Here is a 25,132-nt window from a genome sequence, read left to right as displayed (position 1 = left end):
TGCGCATCAGTGCATCCGGCCGCCGGAAAGCCGATTGGCTTCCCGGCGATCCCGCGCCGCACTATTGCCGGACACATTCCTCAACGAACTTGACCCGGTCCACGACACCGAGGTCCTTTGCCTCGGCCTGCTTGCGGCAGCCTTCGCGCTTGTCGATCCGCAACTGGATCTTGTCGACGAGGCCCAGGCCAATGTTGCTGGAGACCTGCGGCTCCGCCGAAGCCACCTTCCCGGCATCGGCTGTGGGACCATCGCCCGCCGCACGCGCGGCTTCCTGCAACCGCTTGATGTCCTCCGGGCTCAGCTTGGGCCGATCGATGTCGAGAGTGATCCTGTTGATCTTGCCGGTGAAGGCGAACGGCGTCTGATAGTCGCTGTCATCGACCGGCGTGCCGGTGTCGGACCCGATGTCCATCGCCTCATCCCATTGCAGGATCAAGGGAAGGGTCTGCTCCATCTTCTCCGAAGCCACCAATTTACCGTCGATCTTCAGCGTCCCCGTGCCACCTTGTCCGATGCCGCTATAGTTACCGAACAGCATCGTCGCCGCGCCGAGGCCGTCATATTTGAAGGCAAACTCAATCACGTGCTTGCCGGGTGTGAGCTCCGGCCCCTCCCAGCGCACGCGTTTGAGGTCAACGAGATTCCAGGTAAAGACGGGCTTGTTCTTGAGCACATAGAACCCATAGCCGCCGAAACGGCCGCCCTGCGTTACCAGCATGCCTTCGGCGCCACCCCGAGGAATCTCGACGTCCGCCTTGAAGACATAGGACGAGTTGAGCAGGCTCGGCGCGTCGCCGTTCGGCGTGCCGGATATCGGCCGCGTCCAGGCGAAGCTTGTCCGGCCGGCGCTGAGGCTCGGACGCGGCGTGAGAAGCCGGGTCGCCACGGAGCCATCGAGCGGCAGCACCTGATATTTTTCCGCCTCCTTCCAGAACAGCGCCTGCAGCTCCTTCAGCTTGTCCGGATATTTGGTCGCGACGTCATCCGCCTGCGTCCAGTCGTTCTTCAGGTCATAGAGCTCCCACGGATAATCGGCCGGGTTCGGCAATTTGACGCCTCCCGTCACCCACGGCGGCCGCAGCACCTTGGTGCTTGCGATCCAACCGTCATTGTAGATCGCGCGATCCGCGAACATCTCGAAATACTGCGTCTTGTGGGTCGAGGCTGCCTTCGCATTCTTCGCGTCGAACGTGTACATCATGCTGACGCCCTCGATCGGCTTCTGCTTGATGCCGTCGACAAGGTCAGGCGCCTTGATGTGCGCGGCCTCGAGGATGGTCGGCACGACGTCGATGACGTGGTGGAACTGAGTGCGGACGCCGCCCTTGTCCTTGATCACGGCCGGCCAGGAGATCGCCATGCCCTGGCGCGTCCCGCCGAAATGCGAGACGATCTGCTTGGTCCAGGAGAACGGCGTGTCAAAGGCCCAGGCCCAGCCAATCGACATGTGGTTGTAGGTCCGATCGGTACCCCAGACGTCGTAGAAATATTTGAGCTGATCCTCCACCGACGGGTTGATCTGGTTGAACATCGCCACTTCGTTGGGCGTGCCGTTCGGCTGACCTTCCGCGCTCGTCCCGTTATCGCCCTCGATATAGATGATCAAGGTGTTGTCGAGCTTGCCCATGTCGTCGATCGCCTGGATCACCCGGCCGATTTCATCGTCGGCATAGGCCACGAAGGCTCCGAACACATCGGCCTGACGGATGAACAGCTTCCTCTCGTCAGCTGTCAGCTGATCCCATTCCTTGATCAGGTCCTTTGGCCACGGCGTCAGCTTGGCATTCTGCGGAATGACACCGAGCTTCTTCTGGTTCGCGAAGATGGTCTCGCGCAGTTTGTTCCAGCCCTGATCGAACAGGTGCATATCGCTGATCTTCTTCACCCACTCCTTGGTCGGATGATGCGGTGCATGCGTCGCGCCGGGCGCGAACTTGATGAAGAACGGCGTATCGGGCGAGAGCGCGTTCATGCGATTGACATAGTCGATGGCATCGTCCGCCATCGCCGTCACCAGATTCCAGCCGGGATTTCCCTGGTAGGGATAGATTGCCGTGGTGTTGCGAACGAGATTGCCCGGCTCCCACTGATTAGTATCGCCCCCCATAAAGCCGTAGAAATACTCAAAGCCCATGCCGGTCGGCCACTGGTCGAACGGACCGGCCTGACTCGACTGATATTCCGGCGTGTTGTGGTTCTTGCCGAACCAGGCGGTGTGATAGCCGTTGTCAGTCAGGATGCGGCCGATCGTGGCCTTGTCCTTGGTGATAATGCTGTCGTAGCCGGGATAGCCGGTGGCCTGCTCGGCGACCACGCCGTAGCCGGCCGAGTGATGATTGCGGCCCGTGATAAGGGCCGCGCGCGTCGGCGAGCACAGCGCAGTCGAATGGAAATTGGTGTAGCGCAATCCGCTCTGCGCAATGCGGTCGAGCGCCGGCGTTGGAATGACGCCGCCGAACGTGCTCGGCACGCCGTAGCCGGCATCATCGGTGATGATGAGCAGCACGTTCGGTGCGCCCTTGGGCGGCACCACGCGCGCGGGCCAGAAAGGCGTCGAATTGCGCGCATCGCGCTCGATCTTGCCACCGAACTTCTGCGGCGGCGGCGGCAGCTGATTGCCGGGGATGGTGATGGTCGCGGCGGGCGAGCCCGGAGGCGGGGCGGCTTGTTGTACTTGCTGTGCGAATGCTGGCGCCGAAAATGCAAGGGTCAGTGAAAACGCGACACGATGAAAGGACCGGGCAGTGCTCATTGCAATTCCTCCCGTCAAATGAGCCGCCATCATTTTGCGGCGGCCCGAAAAAGGGATTGATATGGATCAACAGATCGGGATTACGGATCGGTAGCGGACATGCTGGAGACGGAGGAGCGCCCCTTTTCCGTAAATTCCCGGAGCTTCATTTCCATCAGCTGGTATCATGGCGCGGTAGTGTTGTTCTCGCGCTACACCTGACTGCCAAAAATTCCCGATTCATCGACAACTATGGCAAGCCCGGTCGGCTGGGTCATATGATCAGCAACATATCAGGCGCTCCCACTGAGCGAAGCTCGTGGTTCGGGAGGAGTTTTCATGCGATTGGCGAAAGCGTTTGCCGCTATTGCATTTGCGGCGCTGGCATCAATACCGACCAAGAGCCTGGCCGACGAGAGCGGCATCAGCTTCTGGATCCCGGGCATGTTCGGCAGTCTCGCTGCCACACCTCAGCAACCGGGCTGGACGGCCGCTGCGATCTACTATCACACTTCGGTCTCGGCCGGTGGTGACGTGGCGCGTGCGCGCGAGATTCAAATCGGGCGAATTCCGGCGAACCTGACAGCCACGTTGAGCGCGAACGTCAATGCAAACGTGGATCTCGGGCTGTTGAACGCGACCTACGTCTTCGCGACACCCGTGCTCGGCGGTCAGGCCTCGGCCAGCCTGATCGGAATCTACGGTGCCAACACCACTTCGCTCAACGGGTCGGTGACGGGGACGCTGGCGACGCCGCTGGGCTCGATTCCCTTCTCGCGATTCGATTCGATCAGCGATTCCGTGACCGCCTTCGGCGATGTGATCCCGCAATTCGCGCTGCGCTGGAATGCCGGTGTCAACAACTACATGACCTACATCACGGGTGACATTCCGGTCGGGGCTTACCAGTCGACCCGGCTCGCCAATATCGGGATCGGACACGGCGCGATCGACGCGGGCGGCGGCTATACCTATTTCAATCCGCAGACCGGACATGAGCTGTCCGGCGTGCTCGGCTTCACCTACAATTTCAAGAACACCGATACGCAATATCAAAGTGGCGTAGACATGCACTTCGACTGGGGTGCGTCCCAGTTCCTGAGCAAGCAGGTGCAGGTTGGTCTCGTCGGCTATTTCTACCAGCAACTCGGCTGCGACAGCGGATCCGGCGATCGCGTCGGCTGCTTCCGCTCGCGGGTGGGCGGGATCGGCCCGCAGATCGGATTCATCTTCCCGGTCGGCGACAAACAGGGCTACCTCAACTTCAAGGCCTATAAGGAATTTGCCGCCGAACACCGGCCGGAGGGCTGGAACGCGTGGGTGACGTTCGTGATTTCGCCGGTGGCACCGCCGCCCGCAGTGACGCCGACGAAACACATCATCACGAAGTGACGGGCGTTCACGATGCCCCGTGGGGTGGGGGCCGTTTCGCGGCTCGCGTCAGACCATCTGCCGCCGGCGTCCCCGGCAAAAAATCTGCAAGGCTGTGTCGGATCGGCGGCTTGCCCGTCGTCCTCGTGACATGAATGGGCCATAGACGCCAAACTCGGGCCCATCAATCACCGAGGATAACAACCATGCCCAGCACTGTCCGCCTACACCGCGTTCTCGCCACCAGCCCGCAGAAGGTCTACCGCGCCTTCCTCGAGGCGGACGCGATGGCGAAATGGCTTCCGCCGAACGGCTTTACCTGCACCGTGCATCATTTCGAGCCCAAGGTCGGCGGCACGTTCAAGATGTCGTTCCGGAACTTCACGACGGGCCACAGCCATTCGTTCGGCGGCGAATATCTCGAGCTCGTGCCGGGCGAACGGCTCCGCTACACCGACAGGTTCGACGACCCCAATCTGCCGGGCGAAATCCAGGTGACCGTGATCCTGAAGAAAGTCTCGGTCGGCACCGAGATCGACATCACCCAGGCCGGCATCCCCGACGTCATTCCGCTGGAGGCCTGCTATCTCGGCTGGCAGGAATCGCTGCGCAATCTGGCGAAGCTCGTCGAGCCGGAGATCAACCAATAGGGCGCATTCGGCGCCAACGACGAGCGGATGCCCGGTGGAGGCACCTCGAGACTTCACTCGATCACGCTGTCCGCACTGACGAGAATGGATGCCGGGAGGGTGAGGTTCAGTGCGGTCGCAGTCTTGGTATTGGCGATCAGCTGAAAGCGCGTCGGGCGTTCGATCGGCAGCTCGGCAACCGAGCTGCCCTGCAACACCTTGCGCGTCATGAAGCCCGCTTGCGTGAACAGGCTGGGCAGATCGGGCCCGTAACCGAGCAGCCCGCCGCTCGCAGCGAACTCGGGAAAGGTATTGATGGCCGGAAGACGATGACGCAGCGTCAGGTCGGCCAACAGGCCCAGATTGCCAGCGAAGAGCGAAGACGACAGCATGATGACGCCCTTGACGTCCGATTTTGCCATCGCAGCGATGGCACCCCCCAGATCGCCGACGCTGTCGACCTCGAAAATATCGAGCGTGACGCCAAGACTGGCTGCCGCACCCCGCAAGGCGCCGAGCTGAAGGGATCCGCTTGGGCGGTGCCACAGCACGGCAACGCTTCGGATGCCCGGCACGATCTCGCTAAGCAATTGCAGAGTCTTCGCGTTGAAGCCGGGAATGTCGAGGAAGATGCCGGTGACGTTACCACCGGGATGCGCGAGGCTGGCAGCCCAAGCGCTCGCAACCGGATCGCTCTCCAAATCGAGCGCGACGATCGGGATCGCCGCGGTCGCCTGCCGTGCCGCACGAACCGCGGGCGGGGAAATGGCGCAGATGGCCTGGACTCCCTGCCCGACGAGATCTGCGGCCATCGGGGCCAGCCTGTCGATCTGGCCATTGGCCCTGCGCTCAAGCACCTCGATATTGATAGCGTCCTGGCCGCGGCCGATGACCCCTTCGCGAAATGACGCGACCCGGCCGTCGACCAGCGGAGACCGATCGGCGCCGAGCGTCAGAAAGCCAACACGCGCGTTGCGCGGGGAAACCGCTCTGACCGACAACGGCAAACCCGCGGCCATAGCGGCTGCGATCCCGATGAAATCGCGGCGCCTCATGACGCCCCGTCTTGCATCGCGATCCCTCAAATTCCCAATCGTCATGACAATCCAGAATGTAATGCGGACAGGTAACCACGTCGCCATCAGCCCTGGCAAGGCCGGCGGCTGAGCCGGCGACCCACGAGGCTGCATGGTAGCGACGCTGTTCGTTCTTCCGCGGCCACACTGTGTCTGCGGTCTTGATGTGCGTCAAACTGTCAGAAGGACAATGCGGCTACGAGACAGAAGTCTTCCCTGCAGGCGTCGGAGGCGAGATGATGAGATCTGCTGTCGAATGGTTGATCATTGCCGGGCTTGCCGCCGGTTTGGCCACTGCCGCCGGGGCCGAGGAAGTTGATATCGGCAGGGCGGAATTTCAGTCTTCGTGCGCGAGTTGTCACGGTCTCGATGCCAAGGGCAACGGACCGGTCAGCGGACAGCTCAAGACGGCGCCTTCCGACTTGACCGTGTTGACCAAGAACAACAACGGCGTGTTTCCCACCAACGCCGTTTACGAAACCATATACGGGTCGAAATCAGTCCCAGCTCACGGCACCCGTGAAATGCCGATCTGGGGCGAGCGGTTCAACCCCATCGTCAACCTGCCTCACGCCGTCGATTCCTATTATTGGCAGAAGGCCGGGCCGCAGCAAAACCCGGAGGTCGTCGTGCGGACCCGCATTCTCGCCGTGATCGACTACCTGAACCGAATTCAGCAGAAATAGCGACTGAACAGCCTCCTAAAGCGCGATGACGATTCATCTAAGTCTCATCGCGCTCTACGCCTTCGCGGCGAGCCCGCCGCTTGCCGTCCAGCGGTCCGGGTCCGGACTGTGTCCGATCAGCGCAAGCCCATAGGCGATCGACTCGAACTGGTCGCCCGACATCAGCCGCTCGTTGCCGAACCGTTCGGCGAACAGCTTTCGAACGGCGGGCACGAAAGAGGTGCCGCCGGTCAGGAACACCTTCTCGACCTCGCGCGCAGTGATACCGGCTTCGGCCAGCACCTTGTCGACGGTGGCCCCGAGCCGGGCGATGTCGTCGGCAATCCAGGCTTCGAAATTCTTCCGCGTGACGGCCGCGCCGATGTCGACGCCGCCGCCCTTGAAGCGGAAATCCACCTCGTCCCGCGCCGAGAGCGCGACCTTGGCATCGGACACTGCGCGGTACAGCGCAAAGCCGAGGTCGAGATCGACGATGGTGATGAAATCCTCGAGCAGGTCGGGCTTCAGCGCGGTGCGCGCGAGCTCCCGGAGCTCGCGCAAATCGCCGTTGCTCTTCATCATCGCCAGCTGATGCCAGCGCGCCAGATTGGTGTAATGCCCGCTGGGAATCGGCAGCACCTTGTCGAAGGAGCGGAAGCTGGAGCCCTTGCCGAGCCGCGGCGAGACGATGTGGTCGACGATGCGGTAGTCGAACGTATCGCCAGCGATGCCGATGCCGGCGTGTCCCAGCGGCTCGGCGCGCAGGCTGCCTCCCTTGCGCGAGAAGCGCATCACGGAGAAATCGCTGGTGCCGCCGCCGAAATCCGCCACCAGCACGGTGGCATCGCGCTCCAGCCTTCGGGCAAAGGAGAACGCCGCGCCTACGGGCTCGTAGACATAGCGCGCGTGGCCGGCCCCGAGGCGCTCGAAGGCGGCGTGGTAGCGCTGCATCGCCAGCGCCTCGTCGGGATTGCCGCCGGCAAAGCGGACGGGGCGGCCGACCGTGATGGTCGAGGTCTCGAAGCCGAACTTCTCGCCGCCATGGCGCGCCAATGTCCGCAGGAACGCGGCCAGGATGTCCTCGAACTTGAAACGCTGCCGGAAGACTTGCGTGGTGTTGAAGCTGCTGCTCGCGGCGAAAGTCTTGAACGACTGCAGGAAACGGTAGACGTGACGCCCTTCGAGGAACTGCTCGATCGCCCAGGGGCCGCCCTCGGCCTGGGCGCCGGCGCCCGGCCGGTCCTCCCAGAAGCACAGCGCCGACACGTAGACGCTGTGGCGCTGTCCGCCGTGGTCGAAGCGGATGGCCTCGACCCGGCGGTCGTCGGCCGCAAGGGCGACGACCGTATTGCTGGTCCCAAAATCGATGCCGATCGAGACGGCGGGCGAGGCGCTCGACATGAACCACTCTGACAGTTGATTGGATAAGGGGGCGGACCACTAGCCGCTTTGCATGACCCTGCCAAGCCTTGAACCTGCCAAGCCCTTAGGCCTTGTTCTGTCCCGGTTCCCGCCTCAGGGCGCGTCGTTTGCCCTTGATTCCGCATCGTTGCGCGTCCGAGCGGACCACGACCTGACTTTCCGAGCGATTTAGGCCCGAATCGGTCACATTAACCCGCTATAATGTTGCAATGCGGCGCGCCGCATGCTGCTATGCAAACAAATACGTAGACGCTGGCATCTGGTATACATAAATTGTCCCCCGAAACGAGACGCCAAGCCTGTCCGTCTCAAGAAAGGGAATTCCGATGTCCAAGACCGCTTCCGTCGCCTTCGCCCCCCCTTCCTCGCTGTTCGCCCGCTTTCTGGCCGCGGTGGACCGTTTCCTGATGGCGAGCGCCGAGATTTCGAATCACAACGGCGACCTGCCGCGTTTCGGCCTGTAACCCCGGCACTTTCCCGCGCTGCCGCAGAGCGCGGCGGTTTCAGAACGATCCACATGCTACTTTTGATGAATGGCCCCGCAACGCGGGGCCATTTCTACTTGCACTGTCCCGAGTCACAGCCGCAGCCGGCAAGGCCTGCGACATTTGCGCACGGTGGCCGGACCAGCGCTTGAAGCTTGGCATAATGCATACAAGAATGCCACTCCAGCGCTCGCATAAAAATTAGAGGCGCCACGGGAGGCTTTATGACGGACATGGTGCAGGCAACCGCCCCTACAACCGCGCGCGTTAGCGACACGTATCGCTGGGCGCAATTGGCGATCGGTGTAGGCGCGATGGTGATGATCGCCAACTATCAATACGGCTGGACGTTCTTCGTCCCTGACATCCAGAAGAAGTTCGGCTGGGATCGCGCGTCGATCCAATGGGCCTTCACCCTCTTCGTCCTGTTCGAGACCTGGCTGGTGCCGGTCGAGGGATGGTTCGTCGACAAATACGGCCCGCGCATCGTGGTGCTGGTCGGCGGCGTGCTCTGCGCCATTGGCTGGGCGATCAACGCGCAGGCCACCACGCTCAACGGCTATTATCTCGGCATGATCATCGCGGGTATCGGCGCGGGCGGCGTCTACGGCACCTGCGTCGGCAACGCGTTGAAATGGTTTCCGGACAAGCGCGGTCTGGCCGCGGGCATCACGGCCGCAGGCTTCGGTGCAGGCTCCGCGCTGACCGTCGCGCCGATTCAGGCCATGATCAAGGACAGTGGCTTTCAGACCACCTTCCTCTATTTCGGCCTCGGCCAAGGCATCATCATCTGCATCCTCGCCTTCTTCCTGCTGGCGCCGAAGGCGGGCCAGGTGCCGAACGTGGTGGCGAACGCCAACCTGCTGCAGCCCCGCCGCAACTACCAGCCAACCGAAGTTCTGCGTCAGCCGATCTTCTGGCTGATGTACTTCATGTTCGTGATCGTCGGCGCCGGCGGCTTGATGGTGACGGCCAACCTGAAGCCGATCGCGGCCGACTGGAAGGTCGACAACGTGCCGGTGACGCTGATGGCGGTGACGATGACCGCAGTGACGTTCGCGGCCACGATCGACCGCGTGCTCAATGGCCTGACGCGTCCATTCTTCGGCTGGATCTCCGACATGATCGGCCGCGAGAACACGATGTTCATCGCCTTCGGCATGGAAGGCCTCGGCATCTGGATGCTCTATCTGTGGGGCCACGATCCGGTCTGGTTCGTGCTGCTCTCGGGCTTCGTGTTCTTCGCCTGGGGTGAGATCTACTCGCTGTTCCCCTCGACCTGCACCGACACCTTCGGCGCCAAGTTCGCGACCACCAATGCCGGCCTGCTCTACACCGCGAAGGGCACCGCCGCGCTGCTGGTGCCGATCGCCAACTACATGCAGCAATCCTCGGGCACGTGGGACAGCGTGTTCATCATCGCGGCGGGCGCCAACATCCTGGCGTCGCTGCTGGCGATCGCGCTGCTCAAGCCCTGGCGCAAGGTCGTGGTCGCGAAATCGACGATCTGACCCGCCTCACCAACAGCGGTTTCCAAACACCGACGCCCGGCCTCGCGGCCGGGCGTTTCGTTTTGGCGAGGTCCAGGCGCCCCCGACTGAAAGGGAACCGCAGATTTTGTGACAACCCCCGCAGTTAGGGCTTGCCATCTGGAATATGGTATACCAATCTGCACGCCGCGCTTGCGACGATAAGCCACAACATTTGCGACACTGGGTCATCTTGCAAGCCAGAGTCGCACTCAATCAGGCGCGTTGGGAGGTTCTTATGATTTCCAGCACGGATGGCGCCGTCACGGCCGCGCCACTTCGCACCGGCTTCCGTTGGCTCCAACTCGCGATGGGCATCGTCTGCATGGCGATGATCGCCAATCTGCAATATGGCTGGACGCTGTTCGTCGATCCGATCGATGCGGCCCACCATTGGGGACGCGCCGCGATCCAGCTCGCTTTCACCATCTTCGTCGTCACCGAGACCTGGCTGGTGCCGGTCGAGGCCTGGTTCGTCGACAAATACGGCCCACGTGTCGTCATCATGTTCGGCGGCGTGATGATCGCGCTGTCCTGGATCCTCAACTCTTACGCCGACAGTCTGACCCTGCTCTACACCGCGGCGATCATCGGCGGCATGGGCGCGGGTGCGGTGTATGGCACCTGCGTCGGCAACGCGCTGAAATGGTTTCCCGACCGCCGCGGCCTCGCCGCCGGCGCAACCGCCGCGGGCTTCGGCGCGGGCGCAGCGCTCACGATCGTGCCGATCGCGCAGATGATCGCCGAAAGCGGCTACCAGCACGCCTTCTTCACCTTCGGCATCGGCCAGGGTCTGATCGTGTTCGTGCTCGCCTTCTTCATCCAGCCGCCGCGGCTCTCGATCCCGCCGAAGAAGAAGCAGCTCAATCTGCCGCAGACCAAGATCGACTTCCCCCCGCCGCAGGTGCTGCGCAGCCCTATTTTCTGGGTCATGTACCTCGTTTTCGTGATGGTCGCATCCGGCGGCCTGATGACCGCGGCGCAGATCGCCCCGATCGCGCACGACTTCAAGATCGCCAACACGCCCGTCACGCTCGCCGGCTTCCAGATGGCGGCGCTGACCTTCGCGATCTCGCTCGACCGCATCTTCGATGGCTTCGGCCGGCCCTTCTTCGGCTTCGTCTCCGACACGATCGGCCGCGAGCACACCATGTTCATCGCTTTCGGCACGGCCGCGCTGATGCTGTTGACGCTGTCGGCCTATGGGCACATCCCCATCGTGTTCGTGCTGGCGACCGCGCTTTACTTCGGCGTGTTCGGCGAGATCTACTCGCTGTTCCCCGCAACCTGCGGCGACACCTTCGGCTCGAAGTTCGCAACCACCAACAACGGCATGCTCTACACCGCGAAGGGCACCGCCTCCCTGCTCGTCCCGCTCGCAAGCGTGATCTCTGCAGCGTACGGCTGGAAGGCCGTGTTCGTGGTCGCGGTGGCGTTGAACGCAACGGCGGCACTGATGGCGCTGTTCGTGATCAAGCCGATGCGACGCTCCTTCATCCTCGGCAAGGAGGCCGAGAGCGCTGAGGCGACGACCGGCACAGCCAAGACCGAGACGGCGTAGCCACCAAGCGCATCCGCACCAAGCGAAAGGGGCGCAGCCGTGCGCCCCTTTCTTTTTGTCCCGTCGACAAACGTCAGTATCGCTGTCGCAAGATTTTTCGGATCAGCCAAAACCAGCTCTTGACGATTGGCATTATGTATACCACACTTCCCTCATCGTTCACCCAGGGAGGTTGCAATGCTGGTCGGAGACATTCTGCGCAAGAAGACGCCGCGCGTTGTCACGGTGCGAATGAACGAAACGGTGGGTATTGCCGCCAAGCTGATGCGCGCCAACAACATCAGCGCGCTGGTGGTCAAGGACGTGGTCCGCTCCGAGGGCAACACCGCGGTCGGCATGTTCACCGAGCGCGACGTGGTGCGCGCCGTCGCCGAGCACGGCGCCAACGCCGTCAACATCAAGGTCTCGCAGCTCGTCTCGGTGCAGCAGCTGGTGTCCTGCACCTCGAGCGACACGATCGAGCACGTCCGGCATCTGATGAACCGGCATCACATCCGCCATCTGCCTGTCATCGACGATTACAGCCTCGTCTCCGTCATCAGCATGCGCGACATCGCCGCGGCCGTTGACGAAGCGACCAACTCGACGCCGCAAGCCGCCTAAAGCGACACACTTCCCCTGCGACTGCCGGCCCCGGCTCGGATCCTTCCGAGCCGGACCGGATCTTTCGTCCCAAATTCCGGCTTCGGCTCCCTTCGCGAGGATTTCATGAAGATCTGCATCTACGGCGCCGGCGCGATCGGCGGATATCTCGGGGTTCAGCTCGCGCGCGCAGGCGCCGACGTCAGTCTCATCGCGCGCGGCGCGCACCTTGCCGCGATGCGCGAGCGCGGCCTGACGCTGCTCGCGGGCGGGGAGACGCACACCGTGCATCCGCGCTGCACCGACGACCCCGCCGAGCTCGGCGTGCAGGACTTCATCATCATCACCTTGAAGGCGCATTCGATCACCGGCGTGATCGAGAGGATGCAGCCGCTGCTCGGGCCCCACACCCGTATCGTCACCGCCGTCAACGGCATTCCCTATTGGTACTTCTACAAGCACGGCAACCAATACGAGAACGCGACGCTGGAGAGCATCGATCCAGGCGGGCGACAGTGGCGCGAGCTTGGGGCCGAACGCGCCATCGGCTGCATTGTCTATCCCGCGACCGAGATCGAGGCGCCCGGCGTGATCCGCCACGTCTACGGCAACAATTTCCCGCTCGGCGAGCCCTCCGGCGAGATCACGCCGGACGTGCAGCGCCTCGCCGACCTGTTCGTCGCAGCCGGGCTGAAGGCCCCGGTGCTCGACCGCATCCGCGACGAGATCTGGCTGAAGCTGTGGGGCAATGTCTGCTTCAACCCGATCAGCGCGCTCACGCACGCAACGCTCGACGTGATCTGCACCGATCCGGCGACGCGGGCGCTGTCGCGCGCGATCATGGTGGAGACACAGGCGATTGCCGAGACGTTCGGGGTCAAATTCCGCGTCGACGTCGAGCGCCGCATCGAGGGTGCGCGCAAGGTCGGTGCCCACAAGACCTCGATGCTGCAGGATCTCGAGCGCGGCCGCCCGATGGAGATCGACCCGCTGGTCACCGTCGTACAGGAGATGGGCCGCCTCACCGGCATCCCGACGCCGGCGCTCGACTCGGTGCTGGCGATGGTGACCCAGCGCGCCCGCATCGCCGGCCTCTATGACGGCGTCTCGACGCCGGCCGATCCCCGTGCACTGGCGGTGGCGTGATGACGACCGCGGTGAAGAAGTGGCTGCGCTTCCGGTGCAAGGGCGCGACCGGTTTCGGCACGCTGACCTCGTCGGGCATCAGCGTGCACGAGGGCGAGATGTTCGGCCGCCATGCGCCCACCGGCAAGACGCTGGCCCTGTCGGACGTCGAGCTGCTCGCGCCTTGCGCGCCCAGCAAGATCGTTGCGCTCTGGAATAATTTTCACGCGCTCGCGGCCAAGCTCAACCAGCCCGAGCCGCCGGAGCCGCTCTATCTGCTCAAGGCCACCACCACCGTCACGACGCCGGGCGCCGTGATCCGCCGGCCCTCTTATTACGACGGCAAGACCACCTACGAAGGCGAGCTCGGCATCGTCGTCGGCAAGACCTGCGCCCGCGTCTCGCTAGATGAGGCCGACAGCTTCATCTTCGGCTACACCTGCGTCAACGACATCACCGCCAACGACATCCTGACCAGCGACCCCACCTTCCCGCAATGGGCCCGCGCCAAGGGCATCGACGATTACGGTCCGTTCGGCCCCGTGATCGCAACCGGCCTCGATCCCGCAAAACTCACCGTCCGCACCATCCTGAACGGCACGGAGCGGCAGAACTACCCGATCTCCGACATGATCTTCAGCGCGCAGGAGCTGGTCAGCAAGATCTCCCACGACATGACCCTGCTGCCCGGCGATCTCATTGCGGTGGGCACCTCGGTCGGCGTCGGCGTGATGAAGGAGCCCCTGAACACGGTGACCGTCGCGATCGACGGCATCGGCGAGCTCACCAACGAGTTTCGGCTGTAGCTGAGAGTGCAGTGCCGCAAGCCTGGATAAAGTGATATCCGGGACGCTCTGCGGGTGGTGCCTCATGTCGCTCCGCTCGCGCGGGCCGCTTACTTATTCTCGCCGCAGCGCGGCAAAATTGATCCGGCGCAAATCGCGTCGGCACGGCTGTCTTATCCTTCCCGACAATCAATTTCTGACGCCAGGGAGGATGCCATGACAAATGCAGGTAACGCACTTTTATGGACGGCTCTGTACTTTGCTCTCGCGTTCGGTGCGATCTTCGTGGTCTGGTTCGCCGACAAGATGCGCTCGAATTTCCTCGGGAAGTGATCGCGCGCACGATGCCGTAGCCCGGACGAGTGGAGCGACATCCGCGACGTATCCAGACACATCACATCTGCGCGCGCCCGATCAATGCCGCCAACATGTCCCACACGCGCCGCAACTTGGACGCATTCGGTCGCCCTTTTGGGAGGCGTGTCTGGGGGCACGGCATGGCCGTGTTTGGACCAAACCTTCTAGGGGTATCGCTGTGAAGAAGATTGTATTTGCTCTGGGTGCCACGCTTGTTCTGGTGACGGCCGCGAACGCTGCGGATCTGCCGCGCCGCCAGCCGGTGCCGGTCTATCCGGCGGAGCAGGCCCCGATCGGCAAGATGCCGATTGGCAAGAGCCCGGTCGGAAAGGCCCCGATCGGCAAGGCGCCGGGCCCGGTCGCGGCGCGCTACTGACGCGCTCGCGCAAAACCAGCGTAAGCGGCCGACAGTCGAGGGGCACAGCGTGACGAACAGACCTGATCGATCGGGATCCTGCATCCTTGCCGGACTCGCCCTCGCGGCGATGATCGCCTGCCTGATGCCCTCGGCTTCGGCGCATGAAGCCAACAAGCGCGCTGCCGACGCCGGCGCGCTTGCCACCACCGACTCCGCGTCACGTCCGACACCGCAATCGACGCGGCGCTTGGTCGCGCGCGCGGAGAAAGGTCCCTACTACGTCGATTTCCGCGCCCGCACGGCCGCGAGCTGGGGCCATGCCTTCGTCTGGTATGGCAAGACCAGCGAGAAGGCGGTCGAGGTGGCAGGGCTTACGCCGGCCGGCGACACGCTCGCTTACGTGCTCGGCCACATCACCTTTGTGCCGTCGGAGACCGGCGCCAGCTACGGCGATCTCGATCCCGAATATCTGACCGCGAGCTATCGCGTCTATCTGAACGAGGCCGACGCCAAGCGCGTGTTCGCCTACATCAAGAAGCTGCAGGCGAACTCGCCGGTGTGGAACGCCGAGACCGCCAACTGCACCGGCTTCATCGGCGACATCGCCGAGTTCATGGGCCTCGAGGTCCCCAACCGCTGGCAGCGTCCGGAGAACTTCGTCAACCGCCTCAAGGAAATGAACGGCGGCCGCCAGATGGTGCGGCTGTCGGCGGAGTAGCTCCGCTCTCACTGTCATTGCCCGCGTAGGCGGGCAATCCAGTATTCCAGAGACAGCGAGGCTAGAGCCGAGAGGCCGCGGCGTACTGGATACCCTGCCTGCGCGGGTATGACGGCGGAGTTTGAGGAAAGGGCTTGCCCTCTCATCAGGCAGCGGCGCGCCTCAATTATCCGCCCCGCGGAATCACCCCCGCCGCCCGCATGACGCCCCGCCTCCATCGCACACCCCCGCAATAGACATTTCCCGACCCCGGCGGCATCCTTCCTGTCATCAACGGACAACAGAGCCTGCGGGCCACCCAGGGGGGAAGCACATCCATGTTGCAGACACGGTTCACTGAGCTCGTCGGCGTCGAGCACCCGATCGTTCAGGGCGGCATGCAGTGGGTCGGCCGCGCCGAGCTGGTCGCCGCCGTTGCCAATGCCGGCGCGCTCGGCTTCATCACGGCGCTGACACAGCCGACGCCCGAGGATCTGACCAGGGAGATCGCGCGTTGCCGCGACCTCACCGACAAGCCGTTCGGCGTCAACCTCACCATCCTGCCCGCGATCAAGCCCCCGCCCTACGCCGAATACCGCGCCGCCATCATCGAGGCCGGCATCAAGGTGGTCGAGACCGCCGGCAACAAGCCGCAGGAGCACGTCGACGAGTTCAGGAAGCACGGCGTCAAGGTCGTGCACAAATGCACCAGCGTGCGCCACGCGCTCTCGGCCGAACGCATGGGCGTCGACGCCATCTCGATCGACGGCTTCGAATGCGCCGGCCACCCCGGCGAGGACGACACGCCCGGTCTGATCCTGATCCCGGCCGCCGCCAACAAGATCAAGATCCCGATGATCGCCTCGGGCGGCTTCGCCGATGCCCGCGGCCTCGTCGCCGCGCTGGCGCTGGGTGCGGACGGCATCAACATGGGCACCCGCTTCATGGCCACCAAGGAAAGCCCGATCCACCAGATGATCAAGGAGAAGATCGTCGCCAATGACGAGCGCGAGACCGAGCTGATCTTCCGCACCATGCGCAACACCTCCCGCGTCGCCAGGAATGCGATCTCGACCAAGGTCGTCGCGATGGAGAAGGAAGGCGCCAAGTTCGAGGACATCCGCGAACTCGTCGCGGGCGCCCGCGGCAAGATGGTCTACGCGACCGGGAATTCCGACGAAGGCATCTGGTCGGCCGGCCAGGTGCAGGGCCTGATCCAGGACATCCCGAGCTGCGCCGAGCTGGTCTCCCGCATCGTGCGCGAGGCGGAGGCGATCATCCGCGGCCGGCTGGAAGGCATGATCGTTCAGCCGCAACGCGAAGCTGCGGAGTGATCGTTCTTTCCCCTCTCCACGCAAGCGGGGAGAGAGGAAGAACGGCATCGCTCTTCATCTACAATCTCAGGTGAGTTCGAGGTAACGCATGAAGGCCTACGTCTATGGTCCTGATGGGGCTCAGATTTCCGAGGTCGCTCAACCAAGACCGAAGGGCACGCAGGTGCTGGTTCGCGTCCGCGCCTGCGGCCTCAATCGCGCCGACACCGGCATGCGCAAGGGCCACGCCCATGGCGCCGCGGGCGGCGTCGGCACCGTGCTCGGGATGGAATGGGCCGGCGAGGTCGCAGAGCTCGGACCGGATGCCAAGGGCGTGAAGATCGGCGATCGCATCATGGGCTCGGGCGGCGCGGCCTTCGCCGAATACACGCTGGCCGACCACGGCCGGCTGTTCCATGCGCCCTCGAACATGAACTTCGAGGAGGCAGCCACCCTCCCCGTCGCGCTCGCGACCATGCACAACGCCGTGGTCACCGTGGGCGGCGTGCAGCCCGGCCAGAGCGTGCTGATCCAGGGCGCCAGTTCCGGCGTCGGCCTGATGGCGATGCAGATCGCAAGGCTCAAGGGCGCCAAGCTCGTGATCGGCTCCTCCACCGACGTCTATCGCCGCGGCCGGCTCAAGGAGTTCGGCGCCGACCTCGCCGTTGATTCCTCCGATCCCAAATGGGTCGACGAGGTGCTGGCGGCGACGAACGGGGACGGCGTCGACCTCATCGTCGACCAGGTCTCCGGCAAGGTCGCCAACCAGAACCTCGCCGCGACCAGGGTCAAGGGCCGCATCGTCAATGTCGGCCGGCTCGGCGGCACTCATGCCGATTTCAACTTCGACCTGCATGCGGCGCGCCGCATCGACTATGTCGGCGTCACCTTCCGGACCCGCACCATCGAGGAGGTTCGCGAGATCTTCGAGGAGGTCAGGAAGGACATCTGGGGCGCGGTCGAGTCGCGCAAGCTGCAGCTGCCGATCGACAAGGTGTTCGCGTTCGACGACATCGACGGAGCGTTCGCGCACATGGAGGCGAACAAGCATCTCGGGAAGATCGTGGTGACGCTATAGGGGCCACCGTCATTCCGGGGCGGTCCGCAGGAACGAACCCGGAATCTCGAGATTCCAGGTTCGCCTTCGGCGCCCCGGAATGACGTGTTGAGTGCTCCTGCAAGTCACTCGCGACTACGGGCTGTGGATCATCGCTTGATGTCCTGCACTGGGCTGCTAAATCCCCGCCATGACCTCCCAGCACGACAAAACCTCGGTCGCCGCGATCTCGATCTTCGCCAGCGGCGGCATGGCGGCGGCCAAGTTCGTGGTCGGCATCGCGATCGGCTCGCTGGCGCTGATCTCCGAGGCCCTGCACTCCTCAATCGACCTGATTGCGACCATCATCACCTGGGCGGTGGTGCGGGTGTCGGACAAGCCGGCGGACGAGGAGCACCATTACGGGCACGGCAAGCTGGAGAGCGTCTCCGCGCTCGGCGTCACCGCCCTGCTCTACGTGCTCGCCGGCGGCATTTTGGTCGAGTCCTATAGCCGGCTGAGCGAGGGAACCCCGCCGCCGACCATTTCGGCCGTGCCCTTCGTCGTGCTGGTGATCGACATCGTCGTCAATCTCTGGCGCGCCCGCGCCCTGCACCGCGCCGCGCGCGAGACGCGAAGTCAGGCGCTGGCGGCCGACGCGCTGCATTTCGCCTCCGACGTGATGGGCTCGCTGGCCGTGATCGTGGGCCTGATCCTCGCCGGCCTCGGCTTCTGGTGGGGCGATGCGGCGGCCGCGGCCGCGGTCGCGGTGATGATCGCAGCCCTCGGCCTGCGCATGGCCGGCGCGACCGTGCAGACGCTGGTCGATCGCGCCCCCGAGGGCGCGCAGGAGAAGGCCACGGCCGCGATCCGCAGCGTGCCCGGCGTGATCGACGTCGAACGCTTGCGCGTGCGCATGGTCGGGGCGACCACCTTCATCGACACCATCGCAAAGGTGCCGCGAACCTATCCGATCGACCGGGTCGAGGAGATCAAGCGCAGGGCGCATGCCGCCGTCGACCAGGCGTTCGGGGATGCCGACCTCTCCTTCACTCCCGTCCCGGTCGCGCGCGACAACGAGACGGTGCGCGACCGCATCATGGTGATCGCGCGCAATTCGGGCCTCGCCATCCATCATGTCACGGTGCACGATCTCGGCGCCAAGCTGATCGTCGGCATCGACCTCGAGGTCGATGGCGGGATGCAGCTCGACGCCGCGCACGAGATCGCCAACACGCTGGAGCGCAATATCCAGGAGGAGTTCGGCGAGGACGTCGAGGTCGACGTCCATATCGAGCCGTTGGAACCGGGGCTTCCTTTCGGGATCGATGCCACGCCGGACCGGGTGCGGACCATCGCCGCCGCGCTGGCGGAATATGCCGCCGGCAGCGAGATCCACGACATCCACAATGTCCGTGTCCGCAACACCGATGCCGGCGAGATCGTCAACTTCCACTGCCGCGCGACGCCATCGATGAGCGTGATCAAGGTGCACGAGCATGTCGACGCGATCGAGCGCGCGCTGCGGCGCGCGTTTCCGAGCGTGAAGCGCGTGATCAGCCACGCCGAGCCGCCGCGCGCGTGACGAAAGAGACGAAGAACGCGCGAGGAGTCACACGTTCCCGTTTCGGACTCCGCGCGTCCGTGAGTTTGCGGACGCGCGATGCACAAACTGCGCGTTGGATAAGAATAATTTCGCGTTAACGATTCGTTGACTCTCGACAGCCCGCGAAAACTGGATTCAAATCAGTGTGATTCGGAAGCGACGTGGGGCTGCTTCCGGACTTCAGTTGCAAGCTGGTTTTCAGGGGGCCGAAGGCATGTCGCGTGCAGACGCCGCGAACGCGTGCGTCCAATCCGATTCAATCAAGGGATTGGCGCAGTCGATCGCGAAACCTGCCTATCATCGGCTCTTGATCGCGGAGCCAGCGCTTCGTCGCGCCGTGCCGACGCTCATCATCGCATTCCTGATCACGATCTGCCTCGGCGCGTTCGTGCAGGTGGTCGACCAGACCCGTCAGAAGCGCCTGGTGATCCGTCACGACATCTCGGCGCTCGCCGATCTGCTCGCCGAACGCATCGACCGCCTCACCTCCGTACGCCAGGAGCGGCTGAGGAACATCGAGAGCCTGCCGACGCTGCTGCCCGATCTGATCCCGTCCTGGGGCACGGCCTCGGGCCGCCATGTCATCGTCACCTCGGCCGGCATCGACCGCCGCATCCTCGCCCGCATCCCGGTCGACAGCGATCCCTCCGGCAACGACCGCCTGCTCGATGCCATCACCACGGCGCAGCTGCTCGCCTCGCCACCGCGCGACGGCGACATCTCCGATATGACGCTGCCGAACGGCAACGCCGCGATGGCGACCTCGCGGCAGATCAAGTCGCTGCCCGGCTTCGTCACCGTGATCCAGGAGCGCAAGGAGCCGATCTGGGGCTCGGACGCCGCGCTCTCGGTGACGCTGTCGGCGACGACAGGCTTCGTCGTCCTGATTCTCGGCTTCGCCTTTCACTGGCAGTCCACCCGCGCCCGCGAAGGCGATCTCATCAACGACGCCGTGCGCGGCCGCATCGACACCGCGCTCAACCGCGGCCGCTGCGGGCTGTGGGACTGGGATCTGTCGCGCGGCCGGATCTTCTGGTCGCAGTCGATGTTCTCGATGCTCGGCCTCGACGGCCGCAACGAGCTCCTCACCTTCGGCGAGGTCAACGCGCTGGTGAAGTCCGACGACATCGACCTGTTCGCGATCGCCGACCAGTTGATCTCCGAGAAGATCGACCATATCGACCAGACCTTCCGCATGCAGCACGTCGACGGCCACTGGATCTGGCTCCGCGTCCGCTGCGAGAAGACCCGCGGCGCGACCGATTCCAGCGTTCACCTGATCGGGATCGCCGTCGACATCACCGAGCAGAAGAGCCTTGCCGAGAGGACGGTGGAAGCCGACCTCCGCCTGCGCGACGCGATCGAGACCATTCCGGAAGCCTTCGTGCTGTGGGATGCGAGCGACCGCCTGGTGCTCTGCAACTCGCACTTCCAGCGCCTGCACAAGCTGCCCGATAGCGCCGTCATCCCCGGCACCTCGTACGAAACCGTGCTGGAAGTCGGCCGCATGCCGGAGGTGCGCACCCGCCACAACGAGACCGCGAGCCAGGGCCCGGGCGCGCGCACCTTCGAGGCGCAGCTCGACGACGGCAGTTGGCTGCACATCAGCGAGCGTCGCACCAAGGATGGCGGTTACGTCTCGGTCGGCACCGACATCACACGGATCAAGGAGCACGAGCAGAAGCTGGTCGACAACGATCTGCGCCTGCGCGCCACCGTCATCGACCTCAAGCGTTCGCAGGCCGCGCTGGAGCGCCAGGCGGTCGAGCTCGCCGATCTCGCCGAGAAATACCAGCGCGAGAAGACCCGCGCCGAGGAAGCCAACCAGACCAAGTCGAAATTCCTCGCCAATATGAGCCACGAGCTGCGCACGCCGCTCAACGCCATCATCGGCTTCTCCGAGATCATGGGCTCGGGCATGTTCGGCGAGCTCGGCAGCGAGAAGTACCAGGAATACTGCCAGGACATCCTGACCAGCGGGCACTATCTGCTCGAGGTCATCAACGACATCCTCGATATGTCCAAGATCGAGGCGGGCCGCATGAAGCTCGACATGGAAGAGCTCGACCTGTCGCGGACGCTGGCGGAATCCTTGCGCGTCGTGACCGGCCGGGCCGAGGACAAGCACATCACGCTCGACGCCGACATCGCAAAATCCATCTCCGTCGTCGCCGACCGCCGCGCCACCAAGCAGATCATCGTCAACCTGCTCTCCAACGCGGTGAAGTTCACGCCCGACGGCGGACGTGTCGTGGTGCGCAGCCGGCAGCTCGACGACAGGATCGTGCTGATGATCGCCGACACCGGCATCGGCATCGCGCCGCATTCGCTGGCACGGCTCGGCCGCCCCTTCGAGCAGGTCGAGAGCCAGCTCACCAAGACCTATCACGGCTCAGGCCTCGGCCTTGCGATCGCCCGCTCGCTGGCGCAGCTCCACGGCGGCTCGATGCGCCTGCGCTCGAAGATCGATGTCGGCACGGTGGTGCGCGTGACGCTGCCGCGCGACGCGGTCAAGGCGGCCGGGATATCGGCTGCGGCTTGAGGCCGCGCGAGCTGCGTGCCTGCGGCCATGCTTCGAGACGTCCGCCTGCGGCGGACGAAGGACGAGGCGCTTGCTCGTCCTATGCCAGCAGGATCTACAATTGCAGCGTTGGCGCGACCTCACGCGCCACATTGACCAGCGCCGCGATCAGCGGCGTCATCGGGTCGCGCTGCGGGATCACCATGCCGATGCTGTAATTGACGTCGGGCTCGACGATCGGGATCGAGCGCACGGTGTCGGAGAGGCCGAGCGTCTCGGCGAGCTTGGCCGGCATAACGCTCGCCCAGCGCCCCGTCTTCACATGCGTGAACAGCACCAAGAGCGAGTTCGAGGTCAGTGTCGGCGTCGCCTCCGCGCCGACCGAGCGCAGCGCGCGGTCGATGATGCGGCGGTTCTGCATGTCGGGCGTCAGCAGGCATAGCGGCACCTGCCCGACCTCCTTCCAGGTCACCGTCTCGCGGTCACCGAACATGGCATCCGGCGCCGTCAAGAGGCGATAGCTCTCGTTGTAGAGCGGAATGGTGCGCACCTTGCCGATCGGCTCGTTCTCGATATAGGTCAGCCCCGCATCGACCTCGAGATTTTCCAAGAGTCCCAGCACCTCGGACGAGGTGGTGGACTGGATGCGGAAGCGCACCTCCGGATGCCTGGCGCGGAACGGCGTCGTCAGCGCGGCGACCATGCCGAGCACGGTCGGGATCGCCGCGATGCGAATCTCACCGGACAGCTGATGCTTCAGCCCGTTGATCTCGTCGCGCATCGCGCGGGCGTCGCCGACGATCCGCCGCGCCCAGTCAAGCGCCCGCTCGCCTTCGGGCGTAAACCCCTGAAAGCGCGAGCCCCGCTGGACCAGCATGACGCCGAGAATCTCCTCGAGCTGCTTGAGCCCGGTCGACATCGTCGGTTGCGTCACGCCACAGGCTTCCGCCGCGCGGCCAAAATGCCGCTCCTTTGCCAGCGCCAGCAGCAGTTCAAGCTTGTCGATCAACCGGTCGTCCCCTCGGATTCTGTCGTGGCATGCAAGCTAGCATGCCGGGCCTGCACCAACACGCAAAAACCCGCAACCGATACAACTTTCATTGGCAATTCGTATCGATCGATCGCGGTTGCAAATCGATCTGAATTCGCGATCGCAGCATGAGACAGCTTTATTGATCTTCGAATGATTCCAAATAGTTTGCGGTGAAGGAACGCTCAGGTTGAGAACCAAGAATGACAGCCACTTACGAGTCTCGTTACGAGCCTTGGGACGAAACGCGCGGCGCCGAGATCATCGCCGAACATGCCGAGCAGGAAGGCGCGACGCTCGTCATCCTGCATGCGCTTCAGGACGCGTTCGGCTACGTGCCGGAGGCCGCCATTCCCATGGTGGCGCAGGCGCTGAACCTCTCCCGCGCCGAAGTGCACGGCGTTTTCACGTTCTATCATGATTTCAGGCACAAGCCGGCCGGCCGGCGTGTGCTGAAGCTGTGCCGCGCCGAAGCCTGCCAGGCTGCCGGCGGTGATGCGTTGGCGGCGCGCGCCGAAGCCAAGCTCGGCGTGTCGCTCGGCAACACCACGCCCGACGAACGCGTCACGCTGGAGCCGATCTACTGCCTCGGCCTGTGCGCGACCGCGCCATCCGCAATGCTCGACGGCCGACTGATCGGCCGGCTTGACCAGAAGCGCCTGGATGCGCTGGTTGCGGAGGCCCAGCGATGAGCATGCGTCTATTCGTCTCACGCGATGCGGGCGCGGTCGCCGTCGGCGCCGACGAGGTGGCGCTGGCGCTGGAGCTGGCCGCGGCCAAGCGGGGCGTCACCGTCGAGATCGTCAGGACCGGCTCGCGCGGGATGTACTGGCTGGAGCCGCTGGTCGAGGTCGCGACCCCGCAGGGCCGCATCGCCTTTGGCCCGGTGACCGAGGCCGATGTGCCCTCTCTGCTCGACGCGCTCGCCAGCAACGCGCCGCATCTGTTGCGGCTCGGCGCGACCGACGAGATCCCCTGGCTGAAGCGCCAGACCCGCCTCACCTTCGCACGCTGCGGGGTGATCGACCCGCGCTCGCTCGACGATTACCGCGCCCATGGCGGCTACAAAGGTTTTGAGCGCGCGCTCTCGCTCGGACCTGATGCGATCCTGAACGAAGTCGCGGCGTCGGGCTTGCGCGGCCGCGGCGGTGCGGGCTTTCCGACCGGCATCAAGTGGAAGACGGTCGCGCAGGCCAAGGCCGACCGCAAGTTCATCGTCTGCAACGCTGACGAAGGCGACAGCGGCACCTTCGCCGACCGCATGATCATGGAAGGTGATCCCTTCCTGGTGATCGAAGGCATGACCATCGCCGGCATCACTGTCGGCGCGACCAAGGGCTACATCTACATCCGCAGCGAATATCCACGCGCGGTCGAGGCGATGAACGCGGCGATCGCGGCTGCGAAGCGCGGCGGCTATCTCGGCGACAGGATCGGCGGCTCCACCACCAGCTTCGACCTCGAGGTCCGCGTCGGCGCCGGCGCCTATGTCTGCGGCGAGGAGACCTCGCTGCTGGAGAGCCTCGAAGGCCGCCGCGGCATCGTGCGGGCCAAGCCGCCGCTGCCGGCACACCATGGTTTGTTTGGCAAGCCGACCGTCATCAACAACGTGCTGTCGTTCGCGGCCGTTCCCTTCATCCTCGCCGAGGGCGCCAAGGCCTATGCGGATTTCGGCATGGGCCGCTCCCGCGGGACGATGCCGATCCAGCTCGCCGGCAACATCCGTTACGGCGGCCTGTTCGAGACCGCCTTCGGCGTGACGCTCGGCGAGCTGGTTGACGACATCGGCGGCGGCACCTTCACCGGCCGCCCCGTGCGTGCGGTGCAGGTCGGCGGGCCGCTCGGCGCCTACTTCCCGCGCGCCCTGTTCGACACGCCGTTCGACTACGAGGCGTTCGCCGCGCGCGACGGCCTGATCGGCCATGGCGGCATCGTCGTGTTCGACGACAGCGTCGACATGCGCAAGCAGGCGCGCTTCGCCATGGAGTTCTGCGCGATCGAATCCTGCGGCAAGTGCACGCCGTGCAGGATCGGCTCGACCCGCGGCGTCGAGACCATCGAGAAGATCATCAACGGCGAGCGCGTCCACGAAAACCTCGCGCTGGTCGAGGACCTCTGCAACACCATGAAATTCGGCTCGCTCTGCGCACTCGGCGGCTTCACGCCCTACCCCGTGCTCAGTGCATTGAAGCATTTCCGGGAGGATTTCGCACCCATCCCGACAACGCTTCAGGCCGCGGAATAGGAGAG

Annotated in this window: 21 protein-coding genes; 17 read left to right on the top strand and 4 right to left on the bottom strand. The window is 64.4% G+C overall.

Translation table 11 applies throughout. The features are described from left to right. Positions 1-61 precede the first annotated feature (61 nt). The gene (locus tag X268_RS09920; protein ID WP_164937638.1) at positions 62-2,755 is read right to left on the bottom strand and encodes an arylsulfatase; all 2,694 of its coding nucleotides are present in this window, start codon (positions 2,753-2,755) and stop codon (positions 62-64) included. 318 nt (positions 2,756-3,073) lie between these two features. Between X268_RS09920 and X268_RS09915 the strand changes: the two genes are divergently transcribed. Beyond that, positions 3,074-4,126, top strand: a complete 1,053-nt coding sequence (locus X268_RS09915; RefSeq protein ID WP_245477841.1) for a SphA family protein — start codon at positions 3,074-3,076, stop codon at positions 4,124-4,126. 185 nt (positions 4,127-4,311) lie between these two features. Then, positions 4,312-4,755 carry an SRPBCC family protein gene (locus X268_RS09910; RefSeq protein WP_128924769.1) on the top strand — a complete coding sequence of 148 codons (444 nt, stop codon included), beginning with the start codon at positions 4,312-4,314 and terminating at the stop codon, positions 4,753-4,755. A 53-nt stretch (positions 4,756-4,808) separates the two neighbouring features. On the opposite strand, the gene X268_RS09905 is transcribed toward X268_RS09910, so the two are convergent. Beyond that, positions 4,809-5,789, bottom strand: coding sequence for an ABC transporter substrate-binding protein (locus tag X268_RS09905; protein WP_164937637.1), 981 nt, complete (start codon positions 5,787-5,789; stop codon positions 4,809-4,811). Positions 5,790-6,049: 260 nt separating this feature from the next. Between X268_RS09905 and X268_RS09900 the strand changes: the two genes are divergently transcribed. Then, positions 6,050-6,496 carry a c-type cytochrome gene (locus X268_RS09900; RefSeq protein ID WP_245477839.1) on the top strand — a complete coding sequence of 149 codons (447 nt, stop codon included), beginning with the start codon at positions 6,050-6,052 and terminating at the stop codon, positions 6,494-6,496. A 54-nt stretch (positions 6,497-6,550) separates the two neighbouring features. Here X268_RS09900 and X268_RS09895 read toward each other — a convergent pair whose 3' ends face one another. Beyond that, positions 6,551-7,876, bottom strand: coding sequence for an Hsp70 family protein (locus X268_RS09895; RefSeq protein ID WP_128924766.1), 1,326 nt, complete (start codon positions 7,874-7,876; stop codon positions 6,551-6,553). A gap of 347 nt (positions 7,877-8,223) precedes the next feature. Here X268_RS09895 and X268_RS39320 point away from each other — a divergent pair, with 347 nt between their 5' ends. The 12 genes from X268_RS39320 to X268_RS09835 all read left to right on the top strand — a co-directional run bounded on the left by X268_RS39320 (position 8,224) and on the right by X268_RS09835 (position 21,873). Further along, a complete protein-coding gene (locus X268_RS39320) occupies positions 8,224-8,361 on the top strand; it encodes a hypothetical protein (RefSeq protein WP_164937636.1) in 138 nt (45 codons plus the stop codon). A 245-nt stretch (positions 8,362-8,606) separates the two neighbouring features. Beyond that, on the top strand, positions 8,607-9,893 hold the full coding sequence (gene oxlT, locus X268_RS09890) for an oxalate/formate MFS antiporter (protein ID WP_128924765.1): 1,287 nt from the start codon (positions 8,607-8,609) through the stop codon (positions 9,891-9,893). A gap of 256 nt (positions 9,894-10,149) precedes the next feature. Next, positions 10,150-11,472 (top strand): oxalate/formate MFS antiporter, encoded by a 1,323-nt coding sequence (gene oxlT / locus X268_RS09885; protein WP_128924764.1) that lies wholly within the window; start codon positions 10,150-10,152, stop codon positions 11,470-11,472. Positions 11,473-11,649: 177 nt separating this feature from the next. Continuing rightward, positions 11,650-12,075 carry a CBS domain-containing protein gene (locus tag X268_RS09880; RefSeq protein WP_128924763.1) on the top strand — a complete coding sequence of 142 codons (426 nt, stop codon included), beginning with the start codon at positions 11,650-11,652 and terminating at the stop codon, positions 12,073-12,075. Between the two features lie 105 nt (positions 12,076-12,180). Then, the gene (locus X268_RS09875) at positions 12,181-13,200 is read left to right on the top strand and encodes a 2-dehydropantoate 2-reductase (protein ID WP_128924762.1); all 1,020 of its coding nucleotides are present in this window, start codon (positions 12,181-12,183) and stop codon (positions 13,198-13,200) included. Then, positions 13,200-13,985: a fumarylacetoacetate hydrolase family protein gene (locus X268_RS09870; RefSeq protein WP_164937635.1), complete on the top strand. Its 786-nt coding sequence runs from the start codon at positions 13,200-13,202 to the stop codon at positions 13,983-13,985. The genes X268_RS09875 and X268_RS09870 overlap by 1 nt, the downstream gene beginning before the upstream one ends. A 514-nt stretch (positions 13,986-14,499) precedes the next feature. Beyond that, positions 14,500-14,697, top strand: a complete 198-nt coding sequence (locus X268_RS09860; protein WP_430648330.1) for a hypothetical protein — start codon at positions 14,500-14,502, stop codon at positions 14,695-14,697. Positions 14,698-14,746: 49 nt separating this feature from the next. Then, positions 14,747-15,397 (top strand): hypothetical protein, encoded by a 651-nt coding sequence (locus tag X268_RS09855; protein ID WP_128924759.1) that lies wholly within the window; start codon positions 14,747-14,749, stop codon positions 15,395-15,397. Between the two features lie 317 nt (positions 15,398-15,714). Further along, positions 15,715-16,710 carry an NAD(P)H-dependent flavin oxidoreductase gene (locus X268_RS09850; protein ID WP_128924758.1) on the top strand — a complete coding sequence of 332 codons (996 nt, stop codon included), beginning with the start codon at positions 15,715-15,717 and terminating at the stop codon, positions 16,708-16,710. A gap of 88 nt (positions 16,711-16,798) precedes the next feature. After that, on the top strand, positions 16,799-17,767 hold the full coding sequence (locus X268_RS09845) for a zinc-binding dehydrogenase (RefSeq protein WP_128924757.1): 969 nt from the start codon (positions 16,799-16,801) through the stop codon (positions 17,765-17,767). 169 nt (positions 17,768-17,936) lie between these two features. Then, on the top strand, positions 17,937-19,310 hold the full coding sequence (locus tag X268_RS09840; protein ID WP_128924756.1) for a cation-efflux pump: 1,374 nt from the start codon (positions 17,937-17,939) through the stop codon (positions 19,308-19,310). A 235-nt stretch (positions 19,311-19,545) separates the two neighbouring features. Further along, a complete protein-coding gene (locus tag X268_RS09835; RefSeq protein WP_128924755.1) occupies positions 19,546-21,873 on the top strand; it encodes a PAS domain-containing sensor histidine kinase in 2,328 nt (775 codons plus the stop codon). A 94-nt stretch (positions 21,874-21,967) separates the two neighbouring features. On the opposite strand, the gene X268_RS09830 is transcribed toward X268_RS09835, so the two are convergent. After that, a complete protein-coding gene (locus tag X268_RS09830; protein ID WP_128924754.1) occupies positions 21,968-22,861 on the bottom strand; it encodes a LysR family transcriptional regulator in 894 nt (297 codons plus the stop codon). A gap of 224 nt (positions 22,862-23,085) precedes the next feature. Here X268_RS09830 and X268_RS09825 point away from each other — a divergent pair, with 224 nt between their 5' ends. Continuing rightward, positions 23,086-23,574: a formate dehydrogenase subunit gamma gene (locus X268_RS09825; protein ID WP_128924753.1), complete on the top strand. Its 489-nt coding sequence runs from the start codon at positions 23,086-23,088 to the stop codon at positions 23,572-23,574. Continuing rightward, positions 23,571-25,127: a formate dehydrogenase beta subunit gene (locus tag X268_RS09820; RefSeq protein WP_128924752.1), complete on the top strand. Its 1,557-nt coding sequence runs from the start codon at positions 23,571-23,573 to the stop codon at positions 25,125-25,127. The genes X268_RS09825 and X268_RS09820 overlap by 4 nt, the downstream gene beginning before the upstream one ends. Positions 25,128-25,132: the final 5 nt, after the last annotated feature.

This window comes from Bradyrhizobium guangxiense (assembly GCF_004114915.1).
In the GTDB taxonomy this organism is placed as follows: domain Bacteria; phylum Pseudomonadota; class Alphaproteobacteria; order Rhizobiales; family Xanthobacteraceae; genus Bradyrhizobium; species Bradyrhizobium guangxiense.
The sequence above is the reverse complement of the archived record's forward strand: the minus strand, read 5'-3'. Positions and strand labels throughout refer to the sequence as shown.

Coding starts and splice junctions, on each gene's coding strand:
- X268_RS09920 (WP_164937638.1), bottom strand. CDS start 2,755: ATGAGCACTGCCCGGTCCTTTCATCGTGTCGCGTTTTCACTGACCCTT.
- X268_RS09915 (WP_245477841.1), top strand. CDS start 3,074: ATGCGATTGGCGAAAGCGTTTGCCGCTATTGCATTTGCGGCGCTGGCA.
- X268_RS09910 (WP_128924769.1), top strand. CDS start 4,312: ATGCCCAGCACTGTCCGCCTACACCGCGTTCTCGCCACCAGCCCGCAG.
- X268_RS09905 (WP_164937637.1), bottom strand. CDS start 5,789: ATGAGGCGCCGCGATTTCATCGGGATCGCAGCCGCTATGGCCGCGGGT.
- X268_RS09900 (WP_245477839.1), top strand. CDS start 6,050: ATGAGATCTGCTGTCGAATGGTTGATCATTGCCGGGCTTGCCGCCGGT.
- X268_RS09895 (WP_128924766.1), bottom strand. CDS start 7,876: ATGTCGAGCGCCTCGCCCGCCGTCTCGATCGGCATCGATTTTGGGACC.
- X268_RS39320 (WP_164937636.1), top strand. CDS start 8,224: ATGTCCAAGACCGCTTCCGTCGCCTTCGCCCCCCCTTCCTCGCTGTTC.
- oxlT (WP_128924765.1), top strand. CDS start 8,607: ATGACGGACATGGTGCAGGCAACCGCCCCTACAACCGCGCGCGTTAGC.
- oxlT (WP_128924764.1), top strand. CDS start 10,150: ATGATTTCCAGCACGGATGGCGCCGTCACGGCCGCGCCACTTCGCACC.
- X268_RS09880 (WP_128924763.1), top strand. CDS start 11,650: ATGCTGGTCGGAGACATTCTGCGCAAGAAGACGCCGCGCGTTGTCACG.
- X268_RS09875 (WP_128924762.1), top strand. CDS start 12,181: ATGAAGATCTGCATCTACGGCGCCGGCGCGATCGGCGGATATCTCGGG.
- X268_RS09870 (WP_164937635.1), top strand. CDS start 13,200: ATGACGACCGCGGTGAAGAAGTGGCTGCGCTTCCGGTGCAAGGGCGCG.
- X268_RS09850 (WP_128924758.1), top strand. CDS start 15,715: ATGTTGCAGACACGGTTCACTGAGCTCGTCGGCGTCGAGCACCCGATC.
- X268_RS09845 (WP_128924757.1), top strand. CDS start 16,799: ATGAAGGCCTACGTCTATGGTCCTGATGGGGCTCAGATTTCCGAGGTC.
- X268_RS09840 (WP_128924756.1), top strand. CDS start 17,937: ATGACCTCCCAGCACGACAAAACCTCGGTCGCCGCGATCTCGATCTTC.
- X268_RS09835 (WP_128924755.1), top strand. CDS start 19,546: ATGTCGCGTGCAGACGCCGCGAACGCGTGCGTCCAATCCGATTCAATC.
- X268_RS09825 (WP_128924753.1), top strand. CDS start 23,086: ATGACAGCCACTTACGAGTCTCGTTACGAGCCTTGGGACGAAACGCGC.
- X268_RS09820 (WP_128924752.1), top strand. CDS start 23,571: ATGAGCATGCGTCTATTCGTCTCACGCGATGCGGGCGCGGTCGCCGTC.